Source organism: Stenotrophomonas sp. CCNWLW57 (assembly GCF_037203925.1).
Lineage (GTDB): Bacteria > Pseudomonadota > Gammaproteobacteria > Xanthomonadales > Xanthomonadaceae > Stenotrophomonas > Stenotrophomonas rhizophila_A.
This window is the reverse complement of the sequence record NZ_JBBCBJ010000004.1, coordinates 303,843-326,690: the sequence shown is the minus strand read 5'-3', so window position 1 is coordinate 326,690 and position 22,848 is coordinate 303,843. Positions and strand designations below refer to the sequence as shown.

Here is a 22,848-nt window from a genome sequence, read left to right as displayed (position 1 = left end):
TGGCACCCACGGGAGAGAAAACGCGCGGGCGCCGGCCGCGTTGACAGCGCCACGGGCCGTGTTCATTCGCCAGACAGTCGCGCCGCCTGCGACGCCCCGGCGCTATGCTGTGGGCATGGCGATCCACACCGACCGCGACGACGAGCTGCGCCTGTTCCAGACCGGGGACCATCCCTGTGGCTACTGGCCGGAGCGGGCTGCGCGCGACCTGGTGCTGGACCCGCACGACCAGCGGCTGGGCACGCTGTACCCGATGGCGCTCAGCTGGGGCTTCCGCCGTTCCGGCGACCTGGTCTACCGCCCGCACTGCGCCAACTGCCATGCCTGCGTGTCGGTGCGGGTGCCGGTGGCCCGTTTCGCACCCGACCGCAGCCAGCGCCGCTGCCTGGCGCGCAACGACGACCTGGAAGTGCGGATCGTGGCTGCCGAGCAGACCGATGAGCAGTTCGCGCTGTACCACCGCTACCTGACCCATCGCCACGCCCAGGGCGGCATGGACGAACACGGCCCGCACGAGTTCGACCAGTTCCTGATCGGGCAGTGGTCGCAGGGTCGCTTCCTGGAAATCCGCGGACCGGCCGTAGATGGCCACCGGGGCCCGCTGCTGGCGGTGGCGGTCACCGATGTCACCCCGCAGGGGCTGTCGGCGGTGTACACCTTCTTCGACCCGGACCACGCCCACCGTGGGCTGGGCACCTTCGCGATCCTGCAGCAGATCGCCTGGGCCCGGCGCGAGCAGCTGCCGCACCTGTACCTGGGCTACTGGATCCGCAACCACCGCAAGATGGACTACAAGCGCCGCTTCCGGCCGCTGGAGGCCTACAACGGCCGCCGCTGGCACGAGTTCGACGAGGCGCTGGACGGCATCTGACCCGCCATTGCAATGCCCGCCCGTGCAGAATAGCGGGATGAAAGCCCATCCCCTGATCCTCGCCCTGGCCCTGCTCTGCGGCGCCTGCGCCCAAACCCCGACCAAGACCGCCGCCATGCCGGAAGCCACCTCCGCGCCGCTGCGGATCGCCACCTACAACACCTCGCTGTACAGCGACGAGACCGGCGGGCTGATCGCCGAACTGGAAGGCGACAGCGCGCACGCGCGCAAGATCGCCGCGGTGCTGCAGCAGGTGCGCCCGGACCTGGTGCTGCTCAACGAATTCGACTACGACGACGCCCACCGCGCCGCCGACCTGTTCCAGCAGCGCTACCTGGAAGTGGCCCAGCCCGGCGGCGGTGAGCCGCTGCACTTCGCCTACCGCTACCTGGCCCCGGTCAACACCGGCGTGCAGAGCGGGCTGGACCTGGACAACAACGGCCAGATCGGCGGCGACGGCCGCAACCGCGGCAACGATGCCTGGGGCTACGGCCTGCACCCGGGCCAGTACGGCATGCTGGTGCTGTCGCGGTACCCGATCGACGAGGCCAAGGTGCGCAGCTTCCAGCTGCTGAAGTGGAGCACGCTGCCCGGCGCGCTGCGCCCGATCGATCCGCGCAGCGGCAAGTCGTTCTACAACGACCACGTGTGGTCGCAGCTTCGGTTGTCGTCCAAGTCGCATTGGGACGTGCCGGTGACCACGCCCAACGGCGTGGTGCACGCACTGGTCTCGCACCCCACCCCGCCGGTGTTCGACGGCCCGGAAAAGCGCAACGCGGCGCGCAACCACGACGAACTGCGGCTGTGGCAGGAATACCTGTCGGCCGGCGACAAGCCCTGGCTGTGCGATGACAAGGGCACCTGCGGCGGGCTCGCACAGGACGCGCGCTTCGTGATCCTGGGCGACCTCAACAACGACCCGGTGGATGGCGATGGCCGCCACGACGCGATCGTGGAGCTGATCGAAAACGCGCGCGTGCTGCGCTACCCGACCCCGCGCAGCGTGGGCGCCGAGCAGACCAGCCAGGCCTATGCCGAAAAGGGCATCGTGCGAAAAGGTGCGCCGTTCCACGCCACCGGCGATTTCGGCCCGAAATCCGGCACGATGCGGCTGGATTACGTGCTGCCGTCAGTGGGCTTCAACTACATCGGCAGCGGCGTGTTCTGGCCGGCCAACGAAAGCCCCGAAGCGAAGATCGCCGATGGCAGCGACCACCACCTGGTGTGGGTGGACGTGCGGTAAGAGCATATCGACCAACGGTCGATACCTACCGGGTTGATGATTGCAATGCGTTACCGGCCATGCTTGCCGTTCGTTCCGCACAACGCCATCTCTCGGGGGCGGCCGGCGGGTAGCCCCCGTAGGGACTGTCAAAAACATGGATGTTTTTGACAAGCCCCCATGGATGGGTTCACGGCGTGTCCCGGAGGGGGCTGCCCGACGGCCGCCCCAGCACGTAGAAACAAAGACGCCAACGCCTTACGCGCGCAACTCGATGGTGATCGCTTCCGCCGCCTCGCGCGCGATCCTCCGCGCCTCGTCGATGGACTCAGCCCGCGCTAGCGTCACCCCAACCCGGCGGTGCCCATGAACGCTCGGCTTGCCGAACAGGCGCAGCGCCGTATCCGGGTTTACCAGTGCCGCCTCTACGTTGCTGAAGACCGGCACGCCTTCGCCGTGCGCCAGCATCGCGCAGGAGGCCGAGGGGCCACTCTGGCGGAGCAGCGGGATCGGCAGGCCCAAAATGGCGCGCGCGTGCAGCGCGAATTCGCTCAGTTCCTGCGAGGCCAGCGTGACCAGACCGGTGTCATGCGGGCGCGGCGAGACTTCGCTGAACCACACCTCGTCGCCCTTCACGAACAGCTCTACGCCGAACAGGCCCCAGCCGCCCAGGTCATCGGTGATCGCCTGCGAGATCTCTTCGGCACGTGCCAGCGCGGCCGGCGACATCGGCTGCGGCTGCCAGCTTTCGCGGTAGTCGCCGTCCTTCTGCCAATGCCCGATCGGCGCGCAGAACGAGGTGCCCCCGGCGTGGCGCACGGTCAGCAGGGTGATCTCGTAATCGAAATCGATGAAGCCTTCCACGATGCAGCGGCCGGCACCGGCACGGCCGCCGGTCTGTGCATATTCCCAGGCCGGCGCGATGTCGGCCTCGTCGCGCAGCGTGCTCTGGCCCTTGCCCGAGGAGGACATCACCGGCTTGACCACGCACGGCAGCCCGATCGCCGCCACGGCGGCGCGGTACTCGGCCTCGGTGTCCACGAAGCGGTACGGCGAGGTCGGCAGGCCCAGGGTTTCGGCGGCCAGGCGGCGGATGCCTTCACGGTCCATGGTCAGGCGCGCCGCGCGCGCGGTCGGCACCACCCGCTGGCCGGTTTCCTGCTCCAGCTGGACCAGGGTTTCGGTGTGGATGGCTTCGATCTCGGGCACGATCAGGTGCGGTTTTTCCTCGGCGATCAGCGCGCGCAGCGCCATCGCATCGAGCATGTCGATCACGTGCGACCGGTGCGCCACCTGCATGGCCGGGGCGTCGGCATAGCGGTCGGCGGCAATCACCTCCACCCCCAGCCGCTGCAGCTCGATGGCGACCTCCTTGCCCAGTTCGCCCGAGCCCAACAGCAGCACACGGGTGGCGGAGGGGGACAGCGGCGTGCCGAGCGTGATCATGGCGATATTCCGGACATCAGAGGCGGGACGCCATTTTATGGGATGGGGCCCTTGCAGGAGTGATATCAATTTGATATCAATATTCCAAACCTACCCGCAAAGGATGCCCCCATGAAAGAAAAGCCCGTCCCCTCCCTCTCCGGCATCCCCTTCCTGCTGGCCGTGCTGGCCCTGCTGGTGGTCTCCGCATGGCTCTTCTTCTCCGGGATCGAGCCCGGCAACGTCAACCTGCTGCTGATGCTCGGCGGCGTGCTGCTGGGCCTGATTGCCCTGTTCAGCCTGACCGGCCTGTACACCGTGCAGCCCAACCAGGCGGCGGTGCTGAGCCTGTTCGGCAAGTACGTCGGCACGGTCAAGGACAACGGCCTGCGCTGGAACAACCCCTTCTTCAGCAAGAAGAAGGTCAGCCAGCGCGTGCGCAACTTCGAAAGCGGCAAGCTCAAGGTCAACGAACTGGACGGCAGCCCGATCGAAATCGCCGCGGTCATCGTCTGGCAGGTCGTGGACGCCTCCGAGGCGGTCTACAACGTGGACGACTACGAAAGCTTCGTGCACATCCAGTCCGAATCCGCCCTGCGTGCGATGGCCACCAGCTACCCCTACGACCAGCACGAGGACGGCCAGCTCTCCCTGCGCAGCCACGCCGCCGAAATCTCCCAGCACCTCAAGGACGAACTGGCCGAACGCCTGGCCGATGCCGGCGTGCAGGTGCTCGACGCCCGCATCAGCCACCTCGCCTACGCCCCGGAGATCGCCCAGGCGATGCTGCAGCGCCAGCAGGCCAATGCGGTGATCGCCGCGCGCACGCGCATCGTCGCCGGTGCCGTGGGCATGGTCGAAATGGCGCTGAACGAACTGCAGAAGAACAACGTGGTGCAGCTTGATGAAGAGCGCAAGGCACAGATGGTGGGCAACCTGCTGACCGTGCTGTGCTCGGACCGCGGCACCCAGCCGATCGTCAACGCCGGTTCGTTGTACTGAGCATGAGCGAAAAGAAAGCCTACCCGCTGCGGATCAATGCCGACGTGCTGGCGGCGGCGCAGCGCTGGGCCGATGACGAGCTGCGCAGTCTCAACGCGCAGATCGAGTACGTGCTGCGCGACGCACTGCGCAAGGCTGGACGCCTTCCCAAACCCCCATCTGATCCGGAGAGCAAGGAATGAGCAAGCGCTGGAGCTATCTCACCGTGGAAGTAAAGCCCTCGTGGACCGGCCTGAAGCCGGAAGACCTGCAGGCCGAACTCAACCGCCAGGGCCAACTTGGCTGGGAGCTGGTGAACGTGATGCAGGGCACCCCGATGGGCGTGGCGTTGCTGTTCTTCAAGAAGGAGCTCTGACGTGGCAGCCCGGACGACGGCCGTGCCCGCCACTGAATTCGCGGTGGCGCCGGCCCCGCTGTGGCGCCTGCTCTGGCTGTGGCTGCCGCTGCTGGGCGTGGCCGTGCTGCTGGTCACCACGCACCTGCAGGAACAACGCACACCGATGGACATGGCCATCACCCTGCCGTTCCTGCTGGTGCTGGGCGGTGTGCTCAGCTGGGCGTTCCTCCGTCGCCGCATCACGCTGGAACATGGCGAGCTGCTGGTGACCTCCACCTTCTACCGCCGTCGCACGGCGGTATCGTCGATGCTGCTGGAGCAGGCGCGCATCGTCGACCTGGCCGAACACAGCCAGTTCAAGCCGGGCATGAAGATCAACGGATTCGGCATGCCGGGGTTCCAGTCCGGCCATTACCGGATGGGCAGGCACAAGGCGTTCTGCCTTGTCACCGATCCCAGCCGCGTGCTGTACCTGCCGCTGCGCGACGACAGCGTGCTGCTGCTCAGCCCCGAGCACCCGCGCGCGCTGCTGGATGCGCTGAACGCGCAGGCTGCGCGCTAAGCTGTACGCATGCGCCGACACCCTGCCCTGCTGATCAACACCGCCGATATCGAACTGTGGCCCGGCGGCCTGCTGCGTGCGCGCAGCAACGCCGATGCACGGGCGCTGGCCCGGGCCCGCTGGGTGCTGCGGCGCAAGCGTGATGGGCAGTACCTGGCCGCCGCCACCGCGCACGGCCTGCTGCCGCTGGTGCCGCACCTGATGCGCGAGCCGGGGATCGAGGAAGCACTCGATGCCCTGGACCTGGCGCTGCATGGCACGCAGCGCGCGCATGCGGCCGATGCCCTGCTGCCGCTGAGCGGGCTGCAGGACCGGCTGGAACAGCTCGGCATCGATGCGGCGCGCTATGAGCAGGACACCGCACTGGCACTGGAAGCCGAACCGGAACGGCTGGCCCTGGCCGGCTTCGACCGTTACCGCCGGCCGCTGTGGCTGCAGCAGGGCGCCGCGCGCGCCTGGCAGCGCATGCAGCAGCAGGCCGCGCGCGAGGGCATCGTGCTGGAGGCCATTTCGGGCTATCGCAGCCACGATTACCAGCTGGGCATCTTCGCGCGCAAACGCGCGCGCGGGCTGGAGGTGGACGCGATCCTGCAGGTCAACGCCGCGCCGGGGTACAGCGAACACCACAGCGGGCGGGCGCTGGATATCAGCAGCCCGGCGGAACCGCCGGCCGAGGAGAGCTTCGAGGCAACTCCGGCATTCGCGTGGCTGCTGGAGCACGCGGGCGACTACGGCTTCCACCTGAGTTATCCGCGAGACAACCCCCACGGCATCGTGTACGAGCCGTGGCATTGGCGCTGGTCTGGACCGTAACGCCACGCCCTGCGTGGCTCAGTCCTGGGAGCGGTTGGTGGCGGCCTTCGGGCTTTCGGTGAAATCGGCGATGCGCCACAGATACAGGCTGGCGTAGGTCCGGAACGGGCCCCACTTTTCGCCGCGGGCGGCCAGCTCCTTCGGGGTCGGCATTGCTTCTGCCTTGTCCACCCGCTGGGCGCCCTTGCGCACGCCGAGGTCGTCGATGGGCAGGATGTCGGGGCGACCGAGCCGGAACATCAGCATCATTTCCACGGTCCAGCGGCCGATGCCTCGGATCGGCACCAGTGCGTCGATGATCGCGTCGTGCGGCATCACCGACATCCGCCGCAGGTCGGGAATCTCGCCGGCCGCCTCGCGCCGGGCCAGGTCACGCAGGGCCAACGCTTTGTTGCCGGAGACTCCGCAGCTGCGCAGGCCCGGGTCGTCGATGCGTGCCAGGGTGTCGGCGTGCAGACGGGTGCTGCCGATGGCGGCCTCCACCCGGCCCACGATGGTGGAGGCGGCCTTGCCGCTGAGCTGCTGGAACAGGATCGCGCGGGCCAGGGCATCGACGGGGTCGAAACTGCGCGCCCAGCCGGGCGGCGCCGCCACCGGCCCAAGCCGCTTCATCCAGCTGCCCAGCCGACGGTCGCGGCGCGACAGCCAGTCGTGCGCCTCGTCTACATCAAAGCCCCGGCGGAAGCGCGGCACGTCAGCGCCTCAGGGCATTGAGCGCGTACACCACCCACCCGATCATCAAGGCCGTGCCACCCACCGGGGCCAGCCCGGTGCGCAACTGCCACAACGCGCCGGCCACCAGGCTGCCGGAGAACAACAGCGTGCCCAACAGCAGCACGTACAACGCCAGCTTGCCCACGCTGTTCTGCTGGGTGGGGCCCAGCACGGCCAACGCCACGCCATGCCCGAAGGCGAACAGCGCAGCAGTACTCACATGCGACTGCGCCAGCGGTTCGGCGATTCCGTGCGAGGCATAGGCCGACAGGCCCACGGCCGTGGCCGCCAACAGGCCCCCCAGGCAGGCCAGCAGCGAAGGTTTACGCGCGCGTCGTTCCAGGTTGAGCATGGCTGCATCTTCCTCCAAAAAAAAACGCGCCGCAGGAAGCGGCGCGTTTTCTGTTCTACGTTACATCCGTGGCAACCGTCGGTTTACTTGACGGCCCAGTAGATGTCGTACGTACCTTCCTGCGTGAACGACTTCTCCAGACCGCCGTTCCAGGTTTCGTACGGACGATCGATCACTTCGTTGCCGCCGGTCACAGCCCAGGCACGCAGTGCGTTGCGGGCGATGTCCAGGCCAGCCATGTGGCCGGTGTACTTGGCGTGGGCGGTACGGTGCGGGGCAACGTGCACGTACTTGACCGGGGCACCACCATCGATCTTCACCGTCAGGGCTTCAGCCGAAGCGCCTGCAGTACCCTTCTTCTTGACCGGCTGGGCCACGTCGAAGGCGTACTTCTCCTGACCGAAGTCAGTGGTGATGATGCGGAACGGACCGGCGGCTTCGAGGTCATTGGCCTCCATCACGCGCTTGATCCACTCCTGGTTGTCCTTGATGGACTTGGTGATGGTCGCTTCGCCGCGATCAACGTTACCGGCGGTGACGACCAGCAGGTCTTCGGCCGGGGCATCGACGATGGCCAGGTCGACCAGCGGGGCTTCGGCGGTGCGGTAGTCGATGTTCGGCACGGTAGCCAGCATGTTGGCCATGCGCGACAGACCCAGCTTCAGGTCGTCACCGACGTGGCGGCTGACGTACAGACCGGCGTAACGACCAAACAGGTTCCAGCCGTACTTGATGCTGTAGTCCTGGGTGATCTTGACGTTGCGGCCACCCTTGCCGGTCGGCTCAAGCGTGAAGCTGGTCTTCTTGTCGTGGCCCTTGGTCTGGTCCTCGATGGCGATGGCCACGCGCTTGTTCGGCTCGGACTCGGTGATCGTCCAGCTGCCCTGGCCCAGCGACGATTCCTTGGAGGAATAGTCCAGGCGGGCACCCACGCCGGCGGCGGGGCCGGAGTGCTTCAGTTCAACGGCGGGATCGCGCAGGACGAGCGGGTTCCAGTCCTTGAAGCGGCGCAGGCTGTTGACCGTGTCGTACACGATCGTCATCTTGCGGTTGGTCTCGATGCTTTCGGTAATGTGACGCTCGCCCGGCAGCACAACGCCAATGATGACGAACAGGCCAGCCACGATCCCCAAGGCGATCAGGAACTCGATAATACGGGTCATTCAGGAGTCTCCGGGGCCGATCCCACGGCCGGGTTGATTGAAGCGAAGCGCCAATCCTAGCAGGCTTCGCGGGTGTTGTTGATCAGGATTGGCGCACCGGTTTCCATACCAGCAGCGGTTTTGAATAGACAAGGAGCGGAAAGATAGCGCATCGCGCGGGCCAGCATGTGGCCGTTGGCCATATTTATTTGCCGGTTTCGGCAACGAGGCCTGCGACGACCGCCGCAGGCCTTGCCACACAAGGCTTTCAACTGGCGTTCATGTTCACACCAGTTGCAGCTCGAATGCCTTCAGCACGGCCCGGGTGCGGTCGCGCACGCCCAGCTTGGACAGGATGTTGGACACATGGTTCTTGATGGTGCCTTCGGCCACGCCCAGCGAATTGGCGATCTCCTTGTTGGAGAACCCGCTGGCCATCAGCCGCAGGATCTCGGTCTCGCGGTCGGTGAGCGGGTCGGGCCGGTCCAGGCTCACGAACTCGTTGCGCATGTGCTCCAGCCCGGACAGCAGGCGCTGGGTGACCGCCGGCTGCACCAGCGAACCGCCATCGGCCACGGTGCGGATGGCACCGACCAGCTGTTCCAGGGTCACGTCCTTGAGCAGGTAGCCCTTGGCGCCGGCCTTGAGCCCGGCCAGGACCAGCTGGTCATCGTCGAAGGTGGTGAGGATGATGGTCGGCGGCAGCTGGCCCAGCCGCGACAGCGACTGCAGCGCCTCCAGCCCGGACATCACCGGCATGCGCATGTCCATCAGCACCACGTCGGGGCGGATCTGCGGCACCACCTCGACGGCCTGGCGGCCATCGGCGGCTTCGGCCACTACTTCGATCCCGTCATCCAGGGCGAGCAGCGAGCGGATTCCCTGCCGCACCAGGGTTTGGTCGTCGACCAGGCAGACGCGAATCATCAACGCACTCCTTCCAGGATGGCACCCAGCATCAGCACTGGCACGCCGGGAACCGAGGCGCGCAGGCGGAAGCCCTGACCCCGGTGGGTTTCAATCTGCAGCTCACCGCCGCATTGTTGCAGGCGTTCCCGCATGCCACGCAAGCCGTTGCCGATCACGATGCCATCGGCGCCCACGCCATCGTCGTGCGCCTGCACCACCACCTGCCCCGGCGGCTCGCGGAATACCTGGATCCACAGGTTGCGGGCGCGGGCATGGCGCACCGCGTTGGTGATGATCTCCTGGGTGCAGCGCAGCAGGACGTGGGCCTGTTCGGGGTCTTCCACGCTCAGTGGTTCTTCGATGTCCAGGTGGATGTCCAGCGAGGGCACCTGTTCGGTCAGCGGGCGCAGCGCAGCGGCCAGGTCGATGGCGCCGCTGTCGCGCAGCTGGCTGACCGCTTCGCGCACGTCGGTGAGCAGCAGCTTGGCCAGGGTATGGGCCTGGTGCACATGCTCCTGGGCCTGGCCGTCGGTGATGTGGCCGGCCACTTCCAGGTTCAGGCTCAGCGCGGTGAGGTGGTGGCCGAGCAGGTCATGCAGCTCGCGCGAGATCCGGGTGCGCTCGTTCACCCGCGCGCTTTCGGCCAGCAGCACGCGGGTGGCGCGCAGCTCGGTATTAAGCCGGCGCTGCTCTTCGCGGGCGTCGGTCTGCTGGCGGGCGACCAGGCTGGTCACGAAGATGAACATGGAGAAGCCGCCATACAGCAGCGACTGCATCACCGCCTCGAACAGCGAGAACGGCAGGAACAGGTAATAGACCGGGGCGACCGCCAGCTGGCTGACCAGCAGCCAGATCACCCCGACCCGGGCCGGCAGCATCCACGGGATGACCCCGGCGGCGACCATCATCAGGATGCTGCCCAGGCCCGAGCCGCTCAGGAAGCTCACGGCCAGGGCGGAAATGGTCAGCAGGACCAGGATGGCGCGGTCGTACCAGGCCGAATGGCCGCCGTTGCGCAGGCCGCGGGTCAGCCACAGGTAGCCGCCGCCGAAGGCCAGGTAGGACACGAACAGCAGCAGGGGCGGCACGTCGATGCCGCCGCTGCGGCGGACCGCTTCGTACTGGGAATAGACCAGCGGCAGGCCAAGCATGACCCAGGTGAACAGGCCGGCCAGTCGCAGTACTCGGGTTTGGCTGAGGTATCCCAACATGGACGCATCTTAGGCTGAACCTGCGCCGCTGCACCCGGACATAAGTCATGGCTGGCCTGTGCCCTGCCCGGCCACCCATGCAATAATCACCGGCAGGGCCCCTAGACGGGCCAACCGCGTTACCCCACGGAGTCACAATGTCGATTGTCATCCGCGACGTGCGCGAGCACGAGCTCGATTCCGTCCTGGCCCTGAACAACAACGCCGGCCTGGCCATCCTTCCGCTGGATGCCGCCCGCCTGCGCCTGTTCTATGAAACCGCTGAATACTTCCGCGTCGCCGAGCGCGACGGCAACCTGGCCGGCTTCCTGATCGGTTTCGGCAGCGACAGCCAGCACGACAGCAGCAACTTCGCCTGGTTCAAGCAGCACCTGACCAGCAAATTCTTCTACATCGACCGCATCGTGGTGGCCAGCCGCCGCCGTGGCGGTGGTGTGGGCCGGGCGTTCTACGCCGATGCCCAGAGCTACGCCGAGCTGCGCTACCCGCAGCTGACCTGCGAGGTGTTCCTGGACCACGGCGCCGATGCGGCGCTGCTGTTCCACGGCAGCTTCGGCTTCCGCGAGGTCGGGCAGAACAACATGCCGCACGTGGATGTGCGGGCCAGCATGCTGCTCAAGGACCTGTGCAGTTACCAGTGGGTGCACGACACCTACGGCGACGCGCTGCCGGACGTGCCCTGGGTGGGCCATCGTCGCGAGCCGCTGCGCGCGCATCGACCGACGGGGACCTGAGGTGGCGGCGAACATGGATTTTGAACAGGCCGGTGAACTGAAGATCGGCCAGGTGGGCATCGCCAACCTGCGCATCCGCACCCTGGACGTGGAACGCCTCACCCGCGAAATGCACGACCGCGTGGCCCGCGCGCCGAAGCTGTTCGGCCGCGCTGCGGTGATCCTGGACTTCGGCGGCCTGAGCCAGATGCCCGACGTGGCCACGGCCCAGGCGCTGCTGGATGGCCTGCGCAGTGCCGGCGTGCTGCCGGTGGCGCTGGCCTACGGGAGCAACGAAACCGACCTGCTCTCGCAGCAGCTGGGGCTGCCGCTGCTGGCCAAGTTCCGCGCGCAGTACGAGCGCGCCGAGGCTGAGCCGGCACCTGCGCCGGTTGCAGCCGCACCGGCCCCGGAACCGGCACGCCGCGCGCGTGCCGCCGCACCGGCCCCTGCCGCGGCGGTGGACGCGGGCAATGCGCCCAAGCCCGGCCGCATGCAGACCAGCAACGTGCGTTCGGGCCAGCAGCTGTACGCGGAGAACTGCGACCTGACGGTGATGGCCACGGTCGGCGCGGGCGCCGAAGTGATCGCCGATGGCAGCATCCATATTTACGGTACGCTGCGGGGCCGTGCCCTGGCAGGTGCCCAGGGCAACACCACGGCGCGCATTTTCTGCCGTGACTTCCACGCTGAACTGGTCGCCATTGCCGGCCATTACAAGGTACTGGACGATGTCCCGGACAACCTGCGCGGCAAGGCCGTGCAGGTGTGGCTGGAACAGGACCAGATCAAGATCGCTGCGCTGGACTGACGCGGCAACCCAACAGAATCATCAGGAGAAGTCCTTTGGCTGAAATCATCGTAGTCACCTCCGGCAAGGGCGGCGTCGGCAAGACCACTTCCAGCGCAAGCCTTGCCTGCGGCCTTGCGCGCAGGGGCAAGAAGGTGGCGGTGATCGACTTCGACGTCGGCCTGCGCAACCTCGACCTGATCATGGGCTGCGAGCGGCGCGTGGTGTACGACTTCGTGAATGTCGTGCACGGCGAGGCCACGCTCAAGCAGGCCCTGATCAAGGACAAGCGTTTCGACAACCTGTACGTGCTGGCGGCATCGCAGACGCGCGACAAGGATGCGCTGACCCAGGAAGGCGTGGGCAAGGTGCTGAAGGACCTGGCCGCTGACGGTTTCGATTACATCATCTGCGATTCGCCGGCGGGTATCGAAAAGGGTGCGTTCCTGGCGATGTATTTCGCCGACCGCGCGGTGGTGGTGGTGAACCCGGAAGTGTCGTCGGTACGCGACTCGGACCGCATCATCGGCCTGCTGGATTCGAAGACGCACAAGGCCGAATCGGGCCAGGCCGTGCCGGCCTTCCTGCTGCTGACCCGTTACAGCCCGGTCCGGGTGGAGTCGGGCGAGATGCTGAGCATCACGGACGTGGAAGAGGTGCTGGGGCTGAAGGCGATCGGCGTGATCCCGGAGTCGGGGGATGTGCTGAACGCGTCCAACAAGGGCGAGCCGGTGATCCTGGATGCAGAATCGCCCGCAGGCCAGGCATACGATGATGCGGTGGCCCGCATCCTCGGCGAAGAGCGCCCGATGCGCTTCACCGTTGTTGAGAAGAAGGGCTTCTTCAGCAAGCTGTTCGGAGGGTAAGCATGGGCCTGTTCGATTTCCTCAAGACGAAGAAGACCACCGCCGAAACGGCCAAGAACCGCCTGCAGATCATCATCGCGCAGGAACGCAGCCACCGTGGCGGCCCGGATTACCTGCCGCTGCTGCAGCGTGAGCTGCTGGAAGTGATCAAGAAGTACGTGAACATCGACGCGGACGCGGTCAAGGTAGACCTGGTCAAGGACGGCGAGCACGACGTGCTGGACATTTCGGTGGCGCTGCCGGAAGGCCCGCAGCAGCCCTGACCGTAAAGGCCCCTTCCCCACCGGGAAGGGGCGCAGGACGCACACGCCATGAACACCGCCGCCGAAGCAGAACCGCAGGTCACCCGGGTGGGCGACATCGCCTTCGAGGATGCGGCGGCGTTGCTGGCCCGCCACGCGCTGCAGCTGCACCACGTGGCCGATGGCGCACCGATTCCGGGCAGTTACTGGGGCGAGCCCGAGGCGGGCATCATCGCCAGCGACGTCTATGTGCGTAACGACACGCCGGTGCACTCGATGCTGCACGAGGCCTGCCACCTGATCGTGCTGCCGCCCGAACGCCGCGCGCTGGTGCACACCGACGCGACCGATTCGGTCCCCGAAGAAGACGCCACCTGCTACCTGCAGATCGTGCTGGCCGGGCAGTTGCCAGGCGTAGGCAGCGCGCAGCTGATGGCCGACATGGATGCGTGGGGCTACACCTATCGCCTCGGCTCCACGCGCGCCTGGTTCGAGCAGGACGCCGAAGACGCCAAAGCCTGGCTGATCGAACGCGGCCTCCTCGCCGCGTAGAGCGGTGCATGAGCGCACGCGTGCATGAGCGCGGTAGGGTCGGTCGTCAGACGACTGCCGATACGAACGATCGGCACGGCGACGCATTGCGCCTCGGCGGAGAAACGCTTCCGGCGGCTTCTTATCCGCGCGTAAAGCGCTGGCTGTTCGGTTCTTCCCGCGCGGTGCGAGGACGGGGGTGCCCTGGCCGGACACGCGTGAACCCCGCGCCCCCGCGCGCAGAGAATGAAAACGCCAGCGCTTCTACGCGGGAGAACTCAGCCCCCCGCCAAAGCTCGCAGCGTGATGCCCACGATGTAAGCTAGGTACGTGCCCGTCGCATACCCCATGGTGCCAAGCAGGACGCCCACCGGAGCCAGCGAGGGATGGAACGCAGCCGCAACCACGGGAGCAGAAGCCGGCCCGCCGATGTTGGATTGCGAGCCGATGGCGAAGTAGAAGAACGGCACCTTGAGCGCCATGGCCAGTGCGAGCAGCAGCAGGATGTGCACGGCGATCCAGATCAGGCCCAGTGCGAACAGCCAGGGGCGTTCCAGCAGGGCCAGCAGGTCCATCTGCATGCCGATGCAGGCGATCAGGAAGTACAGCAGCAGCGAGCCCAGCTTCGAAGCGCCCGCGCCTTCCAGGTTGCGCGCGCGGGTGAAGCTCAGCGCCAGGCCACAGGTGGTGGAGATCACCACTACCCACACGAACGGCGCGTCGAGGCTGAACTGCGAAGCCCAGGCCACGTGCCCCTTGAACCAGGCCGATACCGGGCCGGCGATGGCGTGCGACAGGCCCACCGTGCCAAACGCTACCGCCACGATCAGCATCAGGTCGGTCAGGCTGGCCACGCGTTCGTGCTCGGCTTGGAATTTTTCGATGCGCAGTTTCAGTTCATCGATCGCGGATGTATCCGCGCCGGTGCGCGCGTCGATCTTCGCCGCGCGGCCGGCCATGAAGATCAGCACCGCCATCCATACGTACCCTACGCCCACGTCCACTACCGCGAACTGGCCGAAGGTGGTGGCGTTGACGTCGAAGACCTCGCGCATGGCCAGCATGTTGGCGCCGCCGCCGATCCAGCTGCCGGCCAACGCGGCCATGCCCGCCCAGGTATCGCCGGCGACCGTTTCCGGGTGCGCCCACTTCATCAGCATGAAGGCCACCACCGCACCGATCATGATGCTGAAGGACGCGCCCAGGTACATCACGATCAGCTTCGGGCCCAGCCGCAGGATGCCCTTGATGTCCACCGCCAGCGTCAGCAGTACCAGCGCGGCCGGCAGCAGGATGTCGCGCGCGATCGGGTTGTACAGGCTGGTGTTCTGCCCGTCGATCAGGCCCACCGTGTTGTAGATGCCGGGAATCATGTAGCACAGCAGCAGTGCCGGCACGAAGGTGTAGAAGCGCTTCCACAACCCCGTCTCGCGTGACGCGGTCCAGAACACGGCACCCAGGGTGGCGGCGATGAGGCCGAAAACTACGATGTCGTTCTGTATCAGAGCGGGTGCTTTCACGGAATGGAGCGCCTGGAAAGGGGTGCGCGCGTGCGCGTTGGGTAACCACATATGAAAGCGCCGCCTTTCGGCGGCGCTTTCGACATCACTCGCCGATGTGCTGCTTCAGCCAGCCGTTCACGGTGTCGTGCCACTGCACGCTGTTCTGCGGCTTGAGCACCCAGTGGTTCTCGTCCGGGAAGTACAGGAACTTCGACTCGATGCCCTGGCGCTGCGCGGCCGTGAACGCGCCCAGGCCCTGTTCGACCGGAATGCGGAAGTCGAGCTGGCCGTGGATGATCAGGATCGGCTTTTTCCAGTCCGCCACGTGATTGACCGGGTTGAACTTCTCGTAGTTCTGCGGCTTGGCGAACGGCGTGCCGCCCTGCTCCCATTCCGTGAACCACAGCTCTTCGGTGGCGTAGCCCATCATGCGCTGGTCGAACACGCCGTCATGGTTGACCAGGCACTTCCACGGCTCGTTCCAGTTGCCGGCGATCCAGTTGACCATGAAGCCGCCGTAGCTGGCGCCCAGCGCGCAGGCCTTGTCGCCGTTGAGGAACGGGTACTGCTTCTGCGCCGCCGCCCAGCCCTTCTGCAGGTCTTCGAGCGGGCGGTCGCCCCAGTGCTGGCTGATCGCATCGGTGAACGCCTGGCCGTATCCGGTGGAACCGTGGAAATCGATCATCACCACCGCGTAGCCCTGGCCCGCGTAGGTCTGCGGGTTCCAGCGGTAGCTCCAGCCATTGCCGAAGCTGCCCTGCGGGCCGCCGTGGATCAGGAACGCCACCGGGTAGGTCTTGCCTTCCTGGTAGTTGTACGGCTTGACCACGTAACCGTGCACGGTTTCGTTGTTCCAGCCCTTGAACTGGAACTGCTCGTAATCGCCGAAGGCCACGTCGGGCAGCATCTGGCCGGCGCTCGGGGTGATCTCGCGCGGGCTGCTGCCGTCGGCCTGGGCCACCACGATCTGGTCGCCGCTCTTCAGGCTGTTCTTCGTGTAGGCCAGCGTGCTGCCGGCGATCACCGGCGAGCCGACGCTGCCGCCTTCGGCGACCACCGTGGCCTTGCCGGTGGCGATGTCGATGTTGAACAGGCGGTGTTCGCCCAGGTCATCGGCCGCGGTGTAGAAGCTCTTTTCGTCCTGCGACAGCACCACTTCACCGGCCGAACGGTCCCAGTCCGGGGCGATTTCGCGGGTCTTGCCCGAGGCCAGGTCGAGTGCGATCACGCCGAAACGGTCCGCCTCGAAGCCCGGGCGCTTCATCGCGCGGTAGTACAGGGTGTTGCCGTCGGCGCTGAACACCGGGCCGGCATCCCAGGCCGGGTTGGCCGCGGTCAGGTTGACCGGCGCCTGCTTGCCCTCGGCATCCAGGCGGTAAAGGTCGAAGTTGGTCGACCACGCTTCTTCGCGGCCGGCCACGCGGATGCTGGCCACCACGCTTTTGCCATCCGGCGCCCAGGTGAAGTCATCATTGCCGCCGAACGGCTTGGACGGCGCATCGCCGGCCAGCGTTGCGCTGATCGCCGAGGCGCCCTTGACCGCAGCGGCCTTGGCGGCCGGCAGCGGGGCCACGAACAGGGTGTTGCGGCGGCCGTCGTTCCAGGTGTCCCAATGGCGCACGAACAGGCTGTCGAATACTTCACCGGTGTTCTTGCGCGCCTTGTGCGCGTCCAGCTTCTTGCTGGTGCAGGCCAGGTCCGAACCGCAGTCCTGGAAACCGCCGGCGCTGAAGGCCACGCGGTCGCCCTGCGGCGAGATCTGGAAGCTGTCCACGTCCACCGCGAAATCGGTCAGCTGGCGCGGGGTGCCGCCGGCCAGCGGCATCGAATACAGCTGCTGGCTGCCGCCCTTGGCGCTGAGGAAGTACACCGTCTGGCCGTCGGCCGATAGCGCGGCCGAATTGACGTTCCAGCCGGCCGGGGTGAGCGGCTTGGGCGGGGCCGCATCGCGGGTGCGCAGGTTGCGGATGAACAGGCCGGTGCTGGCCTTGCTGTCGGTGCCGACCACGCGCTTGGCGAACACCACGTTGCCGCCATCGGCGGTCAGCAGCGGGGCCGAAACCCGATCCAGCGCGATCATGTCGCGCACATCCAGGCCACGCGTGGCGGCCAGCGACGGCAGCGCGGTCAGCAGGCACAACGGCAACAGGGCGTAACGAAGCTTCATCGGGTTCTCCGCGGAACGGCAAAACGCCGATGGTAGGGGGCGGGAGCCTCCCAGCGCAAAGGCCACACGTCATGCCCCGGAAACAACAAACCCCGCCGTGGCGGGGTTTGTCGGGTTCACATTGGCTCTCGATCAGACCGCGGTGGCTTTTTTGCCGGTGCGGTAGATCAGCCAGCCCACCACGAACAGCACCGCCAGACCGATCCACTGCGCGGCCGGCAGGTGGAACGGCACGGCCAGCACGTCGGCGCGGCTGCTGACCACGATCGGCACGGCGATGGCGATGCCCATCAGCGCTTCACCGGTGATCAGGCCGGCAGCGAACAGCACGCCCGGCTTGTGCACGCGGTCGCGGCCTTCTTCATCGTCGGCGCGCACCTTGTGGAAACGCTCGACCAGGTAGGCGATCAGGCCGCCCAGGAAGATCGGCACCATCAGTTCCAGCGGCAGGTAGATACCAATCGCAGCGGCCAGCACCGGCACGCGGAAGCGGGCGTTGCGCGACTTCAGCCAGCTGTCGAAGGCGATGATCGCCGCACCGACCACGGCACCAATGCCGATGAAGGTCCACGGCAGTTCGCCACCGAACAGGCCCTTGGCCACCGACGCCATCAGGTTGGCCTGCGGTGCGGCCAGCGCGTTCGGGTGCAGCTCGGACTTGACGCCGATGCCGTACGCGGTAGCCAGCAGGTTCAGCACCGGCGCCATGATCAGCGCACATGAGAATGCACCGATGCCCAGCATCAGCTGCTGCTTCCACGGCGTGGCACCGACGATGTAGCCGGCCTTGAGGTCCTGCAGGTTGTCGCCGCCGACGGCAGCGGCGCAGCACACCACCGCGCCGATCATGATCGCGGCCACCGCACCCAGCGGCGCGCCGCCGACGCCCACCGGCGTCAGCCCATCCTTGCCCAGCAGCAGCACCAGCACCGCCGAGGCGAACAGGATGGTGGAGATGGTGATGCCCGAGACCGGGTTGTTGGACGAGCCGATCAGGCCGGCCAGGTAGGCCGAGACCGAGACGAACAGGAAGCCGGCGACGATCATGATGATGGTCATCGGGATCGACACATGCCACTGGCCCACGATGGCCTGGTACAGCGCCAGCAGCGGCAGGGTGAAGGCCACCAGCGCCACCAGCATCCACTTCATCGGCAGGTCGCGTTCGGTGTGCGCCAGCGCCGGGCCGCCGCTCTTGCGCGCGGCGGCAAAGCCGCTCTTGACGCCGTTGAGCAGCGACTTGCGCAGCGAGATCAGGGTCCACACGCCGCCGATCAGCATCGCGCCCACGCCCAGGTAGCGCATCTTCGCGCCCCAGATGGCGAACGCCGCCTCGGTGGACGAGGCGGTGGCGATCGACGCGGCCAGGGCCGGATCAGTGTTCATGAAGAGCGCCTGGTACAGCGGGATGGCGATGTGCCAGGTCAGGATCGAGCCGGACACCACCACGATGCCGACGTTGAGGCCGACGATGTAGCCCACGCCCAGCAGCGCCGGCGACAGGTTGGTGCCGATGAACGCGGTGATCTTGGAGCTGCCGACGTAGGCCGAGGTCGCCCAGGCATCGGGAATCAGGCGCATGCCGCTTTCCGCGGCCAGCTTCACCACCGCACCGATCACCGCCGACAGGCCGAGGATCTTCAGGCCCGGGCCCGGGTTCTCACCGGCCTTGAGCACTTCGGCCGCGGCCTTGCCTTCCGGGAACGGAAGCGGGTCTTCGACGATCATCGAACGGCGCAGCGGCACCGAGAACAGCACGCCCAGCAGGCCACCCAGGCCGGCGATGCCCAGCACCCACCAGTACTTGAAGTCCGGCCAGTAGCCCATGATCACCAGCGCCGGGATCGTGAAGATCACACCGGCGGCGATCGACGAACCGGCCGAAGCGCCAGTCTGCACGATGTTGTTTTCCAGGATCGTGCCGCCGCCCAGCAGGCGCAGCACCCCCATGGAGATCACCGCCGCCGGAATGGCCGTGGCGATGGTCAGGCCTGCGAACAGACCCAGGTAGGCGTTGGCCGCCGACAGGATCACCGCCAGCACGATGGCAAGCACCACCGCGCGGAATGTGAGCTGTCTGGGCGCAGCGTCGTCGTTGTTCATGGAAGCCCCTGCTGGCAAAAAATCCTGTCAAACCTAGCCTTCATGCCTTGGTAACGCAAGGCGGGTAGCGCCGGTCGCCGTAATCGGTAAACCCCTGGAAATGGCCGCGCACCCTGATTTGTAATGTTATATCCTGTCACGCCACCACCGGCGCAACCGTGGCCCCAGCCTCCCCCCGCCTGACCTCCATCGACCAGTTGCGCGGCACCGTGATCGTGCTGATGCTGCTGGACCACGTGCGCGAAACCTTCTACCTGCACCAGCAGGTACCCGACCCGATGGTCGTGGACCAGGTCGAGCCCGCCCTGTTCCTCAGCCGGCTGCTCGCCCACCTGTGCGCCCCCGTGTTCGTGCTGCTCACCGGCCTGTCCGCCTGGCTGTACGGCAGCAGCCAGGCCGCCCCCCGCCGCGCCGCCTCCGCCTTCCTGCTCAAGCGCGGCCTGTTCCTGATCCTGCTTGAACTGCTGGTGGTGAATTTCGCCTGGACCCTGCAGTTCCCGCCCAGCGTTATCTACCTGCAGGTGATCTGGGCGATCGGGATCAGCATGGTCGCCCTGGCCGGCCTGCTCTGGCTGCCCCGCCCCGCCCTCGCCGCCCTGGCCCTGGTGGTGATCGCCGGCCACAACCTGCTCGACGGCATCCACGTCAGCGGCGACGGCCCGCTCGCCGTGCTCTGGAAGATCCTGCACCAGCGCGACTGGATCGCCGCCGGCGACGCCCTGCGCCTGCGCACCTCCTACCCCGTGCTGCCCTGGATCGCCGTCATCGCCCTCGGCTACACCCTCGGCCCCTGGTTCGCCCGAACCGGTGATCCCGCCCTGCGCCAACGCCGCCTGCTCTGGGCCGGCGGCGGCGCCCTGCTCGCCTTCGCCCTGCTGCGCACCGCCAACGTCTACGGCGACGCCCCCTGGCAGGCCATGGCCAGCGCCGGCCAGACCCTGATGAGCCTGTTCAACGTCACCAAGTACCCGCCGTCCCTGCTGTTCCTGCTGCTCACCCTCGGCATCGGCCTGCTTCTCCTGCGCCTCTACGAAAACCCGCGGATCGCCCGCGCCCTGGCCCCGCTGGCCAGCATCGGCGCCGCCCCGATGTTCTTCTACCTGCTGCACCTGTATGTGCTGAAGCTGCTCTACGTCGCCGCCGAAGCGCGCTGGGGCCAGACCCATGGCGCCTATTTCGCCGTGGACCATGTGTGGATGCTGTGGCTGATCACCGCCGCGCTGGCGCTGGCCCTTTATTGGCCAACGCGCGCGTTCGCGCGCCTGAAGGCACGCCGCAAAGATCTTGTCTGGTTGCGGTACCTGTAGAGCCACCCCATGGGTGGCTGCCGGGTACGTCGCTAAGAGCAGCCACGCATGGCGTGGCTCTACCGGTCCGCCATCATGAAAGCCTGAGGGGTCGAGGGCGGGGGTACCCTGGCCGGACCTTGAGCAGCATGGATGCTGCGATGAGCCCCATGGATGGGTTCACGCGCGTCCGGCCAGGGTACCCCCGCCCTCGACCCGCATCGTAACAACCGAAACGCCGCGCTCTTGGCGCGGACCCTGTGGGTGATAATCGCGACCTGTTTTGTCGCTTATCGCCTAATGACCGCCACCGCCCTTTCCGCTTCCGACGACTTCCTTGGCCACCCCAAAGGCGTTTACGTCTGCTTCTTCACCGAGATGTGGGAGCGCTTCTCGTTCTATGGCATGAAGGCGCTGCTGCTGCTGTACCTCACCAAGTACCACCTGTTCGGCGACAAGGCAGGCCTTGACCTGCTCGGCGCCTACGGCGGCCTGGTCTACTGCATTCCCGTGTTCGGCGGCCTGCTCGCCGACCGCTGGCTGGGCATGCGCAAAGCCGTTGTGTTCGGCGGCATCCTGCTCGTCCTCGGCCACCTCGGCATGGCCTTCGAAGGCCACGCCGCCACCCGCATCGACGGCCAGATCGTGCGCGACGATGCCGCCCTCGGCATCACCTACCTCTCCCTTGCCCTCATCATCATGGGCGTCGGCTTCCTCAAGCCCAACATCTCCACCATCGTCGGCAAGCTCTACCCCGAAGGCGACCCCCGCCGCGATTCCGGCTTCTCCCTGTTCTACGCCGGCATCAACCTCGGCGCCCTGTTCGCCTCCCTCGTCTGCGGCTTCCTCGGCGAAGCCTACGGCTGGAAATACGGCTTCGGCGCCGCCGGCATCGGCATGGTCATCGGCCTGGCCATGTTCCTGTGGGGCCAGAAGTACCTGCAGGGCCACGCCGAACCCACCAACGTCGCCGCCCTGCGCCAGCGCATTGCCGGCGTCCCCCGCGAATGGTTGATCTACGGCATCGCCGTGCTCGGCGTCATTCCCGTGGCCGCCCTCATGTGGTCCGCCGCCAACGGCGCCTTCGCCATCGGCGGCGAAATCAGCCTCGCCCTGCTGCTCATGGTGGTCGTGCTCGGCGGCGTCCTGCTCTGGTTCGCCTGGTTCACCGGCACCCGCTGCACCCAAGTGCAGCGCCAGCAGATGATCGCCCTCATGGCATTGATCTTCATGGCCCTGGTGTTCTTCACCCTGTACGAGCAGACCTACGGCTCCTGGGTCACCTTCACCGACCGCATGCTCACCAAAGACCTTGTCCCCGCGCTGGTGATCCAGGGCGGCACCCCGATCCCGTGGTCGATCGCCTCCCTGCTGCTGGCGCCGCTCGGTTTCGTGGTCGCCGCACGCCTGTCCGAACGCCGCCCGGGTTCCACCGCCCCGCGGAACCTGTTCATCGCCATCGTCGCCCTGATGCTGGTGCTGCTGATCCGCGACTGCCTGGTGATTCCACAGACCGCCGGCTCCCTCACCTACCTGGGCGGCCTGTTCCTGGTCGTGCTCGCCCCGCTGTTCGCCGTGCTGTGGGCGTGGCTCGACAAGCGCCGCCTGGACCCGTCCAAGCCGGTCAAATCCTCGCTAGGCCTGGTGTTTGCCGCGCTTTCCTTCATCCCGCTCGCCCTCGCTGCCCAGCAGGTCGGCAGCACCGGCCAGATGGCCAGCGTGTGGTGGCTGGTGCTGGCCTACCTGGTGCTGGAGATCGGCGAGATGTGCTTGTCGCCTGTCGGCCTGTCCGCCGTCACCCAGCTGGCCGCGCCGCGCGTGGTGAGCCTCATGATGGGCACCTGGTTCCTGGCCACCGCGTTCTCCGAAACCCTCGCCGCGCTGTTCGGCAAGCTCGCCGCCATTGAAGTGGCCGAAGGCGAAACCATGAACATCGCCGCGGCCGCCGCCAGCTACGAACACCTGTTCTGGCTGCTGATGTGGATCGGCCTGGGCTGTGCTGCCGTGGCGTTGGCCGGTTCGCCGCTGCTGAAGCGGATGATGCACGGAGTCAAGTAAGCCGCCGCACGCCATGCACATAAACACTTC

At 66.9% G+C, this 22,848-nt stretch carries 23 protein-coding genes; 14 read left to right on the top strand and 9 right to left on the bottom strand.

From position 1 onward, the window contains the following. Positions 1-115: 115 nt before the first annotated feature. Together V9K91_RS11975 and V9K91_RS11970 are read left to right on the top strand one after the other, a co-directional pair. Complete coding sequence (locus V9K91_RS11975) at positions 116-871, top strand: arginyltransferase (protein ID WP_336442833.1); 756 nt, start codon at positions 116-118, stop codon at positions 869-871. 37 nt (positions 872-908) lie between these two features. Further along, positions 909-2,114, top strand: coding sequence for an endonuclease/exonuclease/phosphatase family protein (locus V9K91_RS11970; RefSeq protein ID WP_095363406.1), 1,206 nt, complete (start codon positions 909-911; stop codon positions 2,112-2,114). A 237-nt stretch (positions 2,115-2,351) separates the two neighbouring features. Here V9K91_RS11970 and purT read toward each other — a convergent pair whose 3' ends face one another. Further along, positions 2,352-3,539: a formate-dependent phosphoribosylglycinamide formyltransferase gene (gene purT / locus V9K91_RS11965; RefSeq protein ID WP_336442834.1), complete on the bottom strand. Its 1,188-nt coding sequence runs from the start codon at positions 3,537-3,539 to the stop codon at positions 2,352-2,354. Positions 3,540-3,650: 111 nt separating this feature from the next. On the opposite strand from purT, the gene V9K91_RS11960 reads away from it, so the two are divergent. Genes V9K91_RS11960 through V9K91_RS11940 form a run of 5 tightly spaced genes read left to right on the top strand, consistent with a single transcriptional unit; the run spans position 3,651 to position 6,232 of the window. Further along, on the top strand, positions 3,651-4,520 hold the full coding sequence (locus V9K91_RS11960) for an SPFH domain-containing protein (RefSeq protein ID WP_095363408.1): 870 nt from the start codon (positions 3,651-3,653) through the stop codon (positions 4,518-4,520). Positions 4,521-4,522: 2 nt separating this feature from the next. Continuing rightward, positions 4,523-4,702: an Arc family DNA binding domain-containing protein gene (locus V9K91_RS11955; protein WP_068850155.1), complete on the top strand. Its 180-nt coding sequence runs from the start codon at positions 4,523-4,525 to the stop codon at positions 4,700-4,702. Continuing rightward, positions 4,699-4,875: a DUF4177 domain-containing protein gene (locus V9K91_RS11950; protein WP_083214084.1), complete on the top strand. Its 177-nt coding sequence runs from the start codon at positions 4,699-4,701 to the stop codon at positions 4,873-4,875. Before V9K91_RS11955 ends, V9K91_RS11950 begins: the two co-directional genes overlap by 4 nt. Positions 4,876-4,897: 22 nt before the next feature. Further along, positions 4,898-5,419, top strand: a complete 522-nt coding sequence (locus V9K91_RS11945; RefSeq protein WP_306989438.1) for a PH domain-containing protein — start codon at positions 4,898-4,900, stop codon at positions 5,417-5,419. Positions 5,420-5,428: 9 nt separating this feature from the next. Beyond that, entirely contained in the window at positions 5,429-6,232 is an 804-nt protein-coding gene (locus V9K91_RS11940; protein ID WP_210131649.1) for a M15 family metallopeptidase, read from the top strand. 18 nt (positions 6,233-6,250) lie between these two features. Here V9K91_RS11940 and V9K91_RS11935 read toward each other — a convergent pair whose 3' ends face one another. The 5 genes from V9K91_RS11935 to V9K91_RS11915 all read right to left on the bottom strand — a co-directional run bounded on the left by V9K91_RS11935 (position 6,251) and on the right by V9K91_RS11915 (position 10,560). Further along, positions 6,251-6,925, bottom strand: coding sequence for a DNA-3-methyladenine glycosylase (locus V9K91_RS11935; RefSeq protein ID WP_336442836.1), 675 nt, complete (start codon positions 6,923-6,925; stop codon positions 6,251-6,253). A gap of 1 nt (position 6,926) precedes the next feature. After that, positions 6,927-7,298 carry a DUF423 domain-containing protein gene (locus tag V9K91_RS11930; RefSeq protein WP_095363411.1) on the bottom strand — a complete coding sequence of 124 codons (372 nt, stop codon included), beginning with the start codon at positions 7,296-7,298 and terminating at the stop codon, positions 6,927-6,929. An 83-nt stretch (positions 7,299-7,381) separates the two neighbouring features. After that, a complete protein-coding gene (locus V9K91_RS11925) occupies positions 7,382-8,461 on the bottom strand; it encodes an SRPBCC family protein (protein ID WP_068850143.1) in 1,080 nt (359 codons plus the stop codon). 264 nt (positions 8,462-8,725) lie between these two features. Continuing rightward, positions 8,726-9,367, bottom strand: coding sequence for a response regulator transcription factor (locus tag V9K91_RS11920; protein WP_068850140.1), 642 nt, complete (start codon positions 9,365-9,367; stop codon positions 8,726-8,728). Continuing rightward, positions 9,367-10,560: a sensor histidine kinase gene (locus V9K91_RS11915; protein ID WP_336442837.1), complete on the bottom strand. Its 1,194-nt coding sequence runs from the start codon at positions 10,558-10,560 to the stop codon at positions 9,367-9,369. The genes V9K91_RS11920 and V9K91_RS11915 overlap by 1 nt, the downstream gene beginning before the upstream one ends. Before the next feature lie 137 nt (positions 10,561-10,697). Between V9K91_RS11915 and V9K91_RS11910 the strand changes: the two genes are divergently transcribed. The 5 genes from V9K91_RS11910 to V9K91_RS11890 are packed head-to-tail and all read left to right on the top strand — an operon-like array spanning position 10,698 to position 13,723. Continuing rightward, positions 10,698-11,294, top strand: coding sequence for a GNAT family N-acetyltransferase (locus V9K91_RS11910; protein ID WP_095363412.1), 597 nt, complete (start codon positions 10,698-10,700; stop codon positions 11,292-11,294). A 13-nt stretch (positions 11,295-11,307) separates the two neighbouring features. Further along, on the top strand, positions 11,308-12,084 hold the full coding sequence (minC, locus tag V9K91_RS11905) for a septum site-determining protein MinC (protein ID WP_068854585.1): 777 nt from the start codon (positions 11,308-11,310) through the stop codon (positions 12,082-12,084). 35 nt (positions 12,085-12,119) lie between these two features. After that, complete coding sequence (gene minD, locus V9K91_RS11900; protein ID WP_068850128.1) at positions 12,120-12,929, top strand: septum site-determining protein MinD; 810 nt, start codon at positions 12,120-12,122, stop codon at positions 12,927-12,929. Between the two features lie 2 nt (positions 12,930-12,931). Then, entirely contained in the window at positions 12,932-13,192 is a 261-nt protein-coding gene (gene minE / locus V9K91_RS11895) for a cell division topological specificity factor MinE (protein WP_068850125.1), read from the top strand. A gap of 48 nt (positions 13,193-13,240) precedes the next feature. Next, positions 13,241-13,723, top strand: a complete 483-nt coding sequence (locus tag V9K91_RS11890; RefSeq protein ID WP_095363413.1) for a hypothetical protein — start codon at positions 13,241-13,243, stop codon at positions 13,721-13,723. A gap of 257 nt (positions 13,724-13,980) precedes the next feature. Here the strand turns inward: V9K91_RS11890 and V9K91_RS11885 are convergent, their stop codons facing one another. The 3 genes from V9K91_RS11885 to V9K91_RS11875 all read right to left on the bottom strand — a co-directional run bounded on the left by V9K91_RS11885 (position 13,981) and on the right by V9K91_RS11875 (position 19,474). Beyond that, on the bottom strand, positions 13,981-15,222 hold the full coding sequence (locus V9K91_RS11885; RefSeq protein WP_068854583.1) for a DUF819 family protein: 1,242 nt from the start codon (positions 15,220-15,222) through the stop codon (positions 13,981-13,983). 85 nt (positions 15,223-15,307) lie between these two features. Beyond that, positions 15,308-17,371 carry a S9 family peptidase gene (locus V9K91_RS11880; protein WP_336442838.1) on the bottom strand — a complete coding sequence of 688 codons (2,064 nt, stop codon included), beginning with the start codon at positions 17,369-17,371 and terminating at the stop codon, positions 15,308-15,310. Between the two features lie 132 nt (positions 17,372-17,503). Next, positions 17,504-19,474, bottom strand: a complete 1,971-nt coding sequence (locus V9K91_RS11875) for an oligopeptide transporter, OPT family (protein ID WP_336442839.1) — start codon at positions 19,472-19,474, stop codon at positions 17,504-17,506. A 158-nt stretch (positions 19,475-19,632) separates the two neighbouring features. Here V9K91_RS11875 and V9K91_RS11870 point away from each other — a divergent pair, with 158 nt between their 5' ends. Together V9K91_RS11870 and V9K91_RS11865 are read left to right on the top strand one after the other, a co-directional pair. Further along, entirely contained in the window at positions 19,633-20,781 is a 1,149-nt protein-coding gene (locus tag V9K91_RS11870) for a heparan-alpha-glucosaminide N-acetyltransferase domain-containing protein (protein ID WP_306989453.1), read from the top strand. 279 nt (positions 20,782-21,060) lie between these two features. Next, positions 21,061-22,818, top strand: coding sequence for an oligopeptide:H+ symporter (locus tag V9K91_RS11865; RefSeq protein WP_336442840.1), 1,758 nt, complete (start codon positions 21,061-21,063; stop codon positions 22,816-22,818). Positions 22,819-22,848 lie beyond the last annotated feature (30 nt).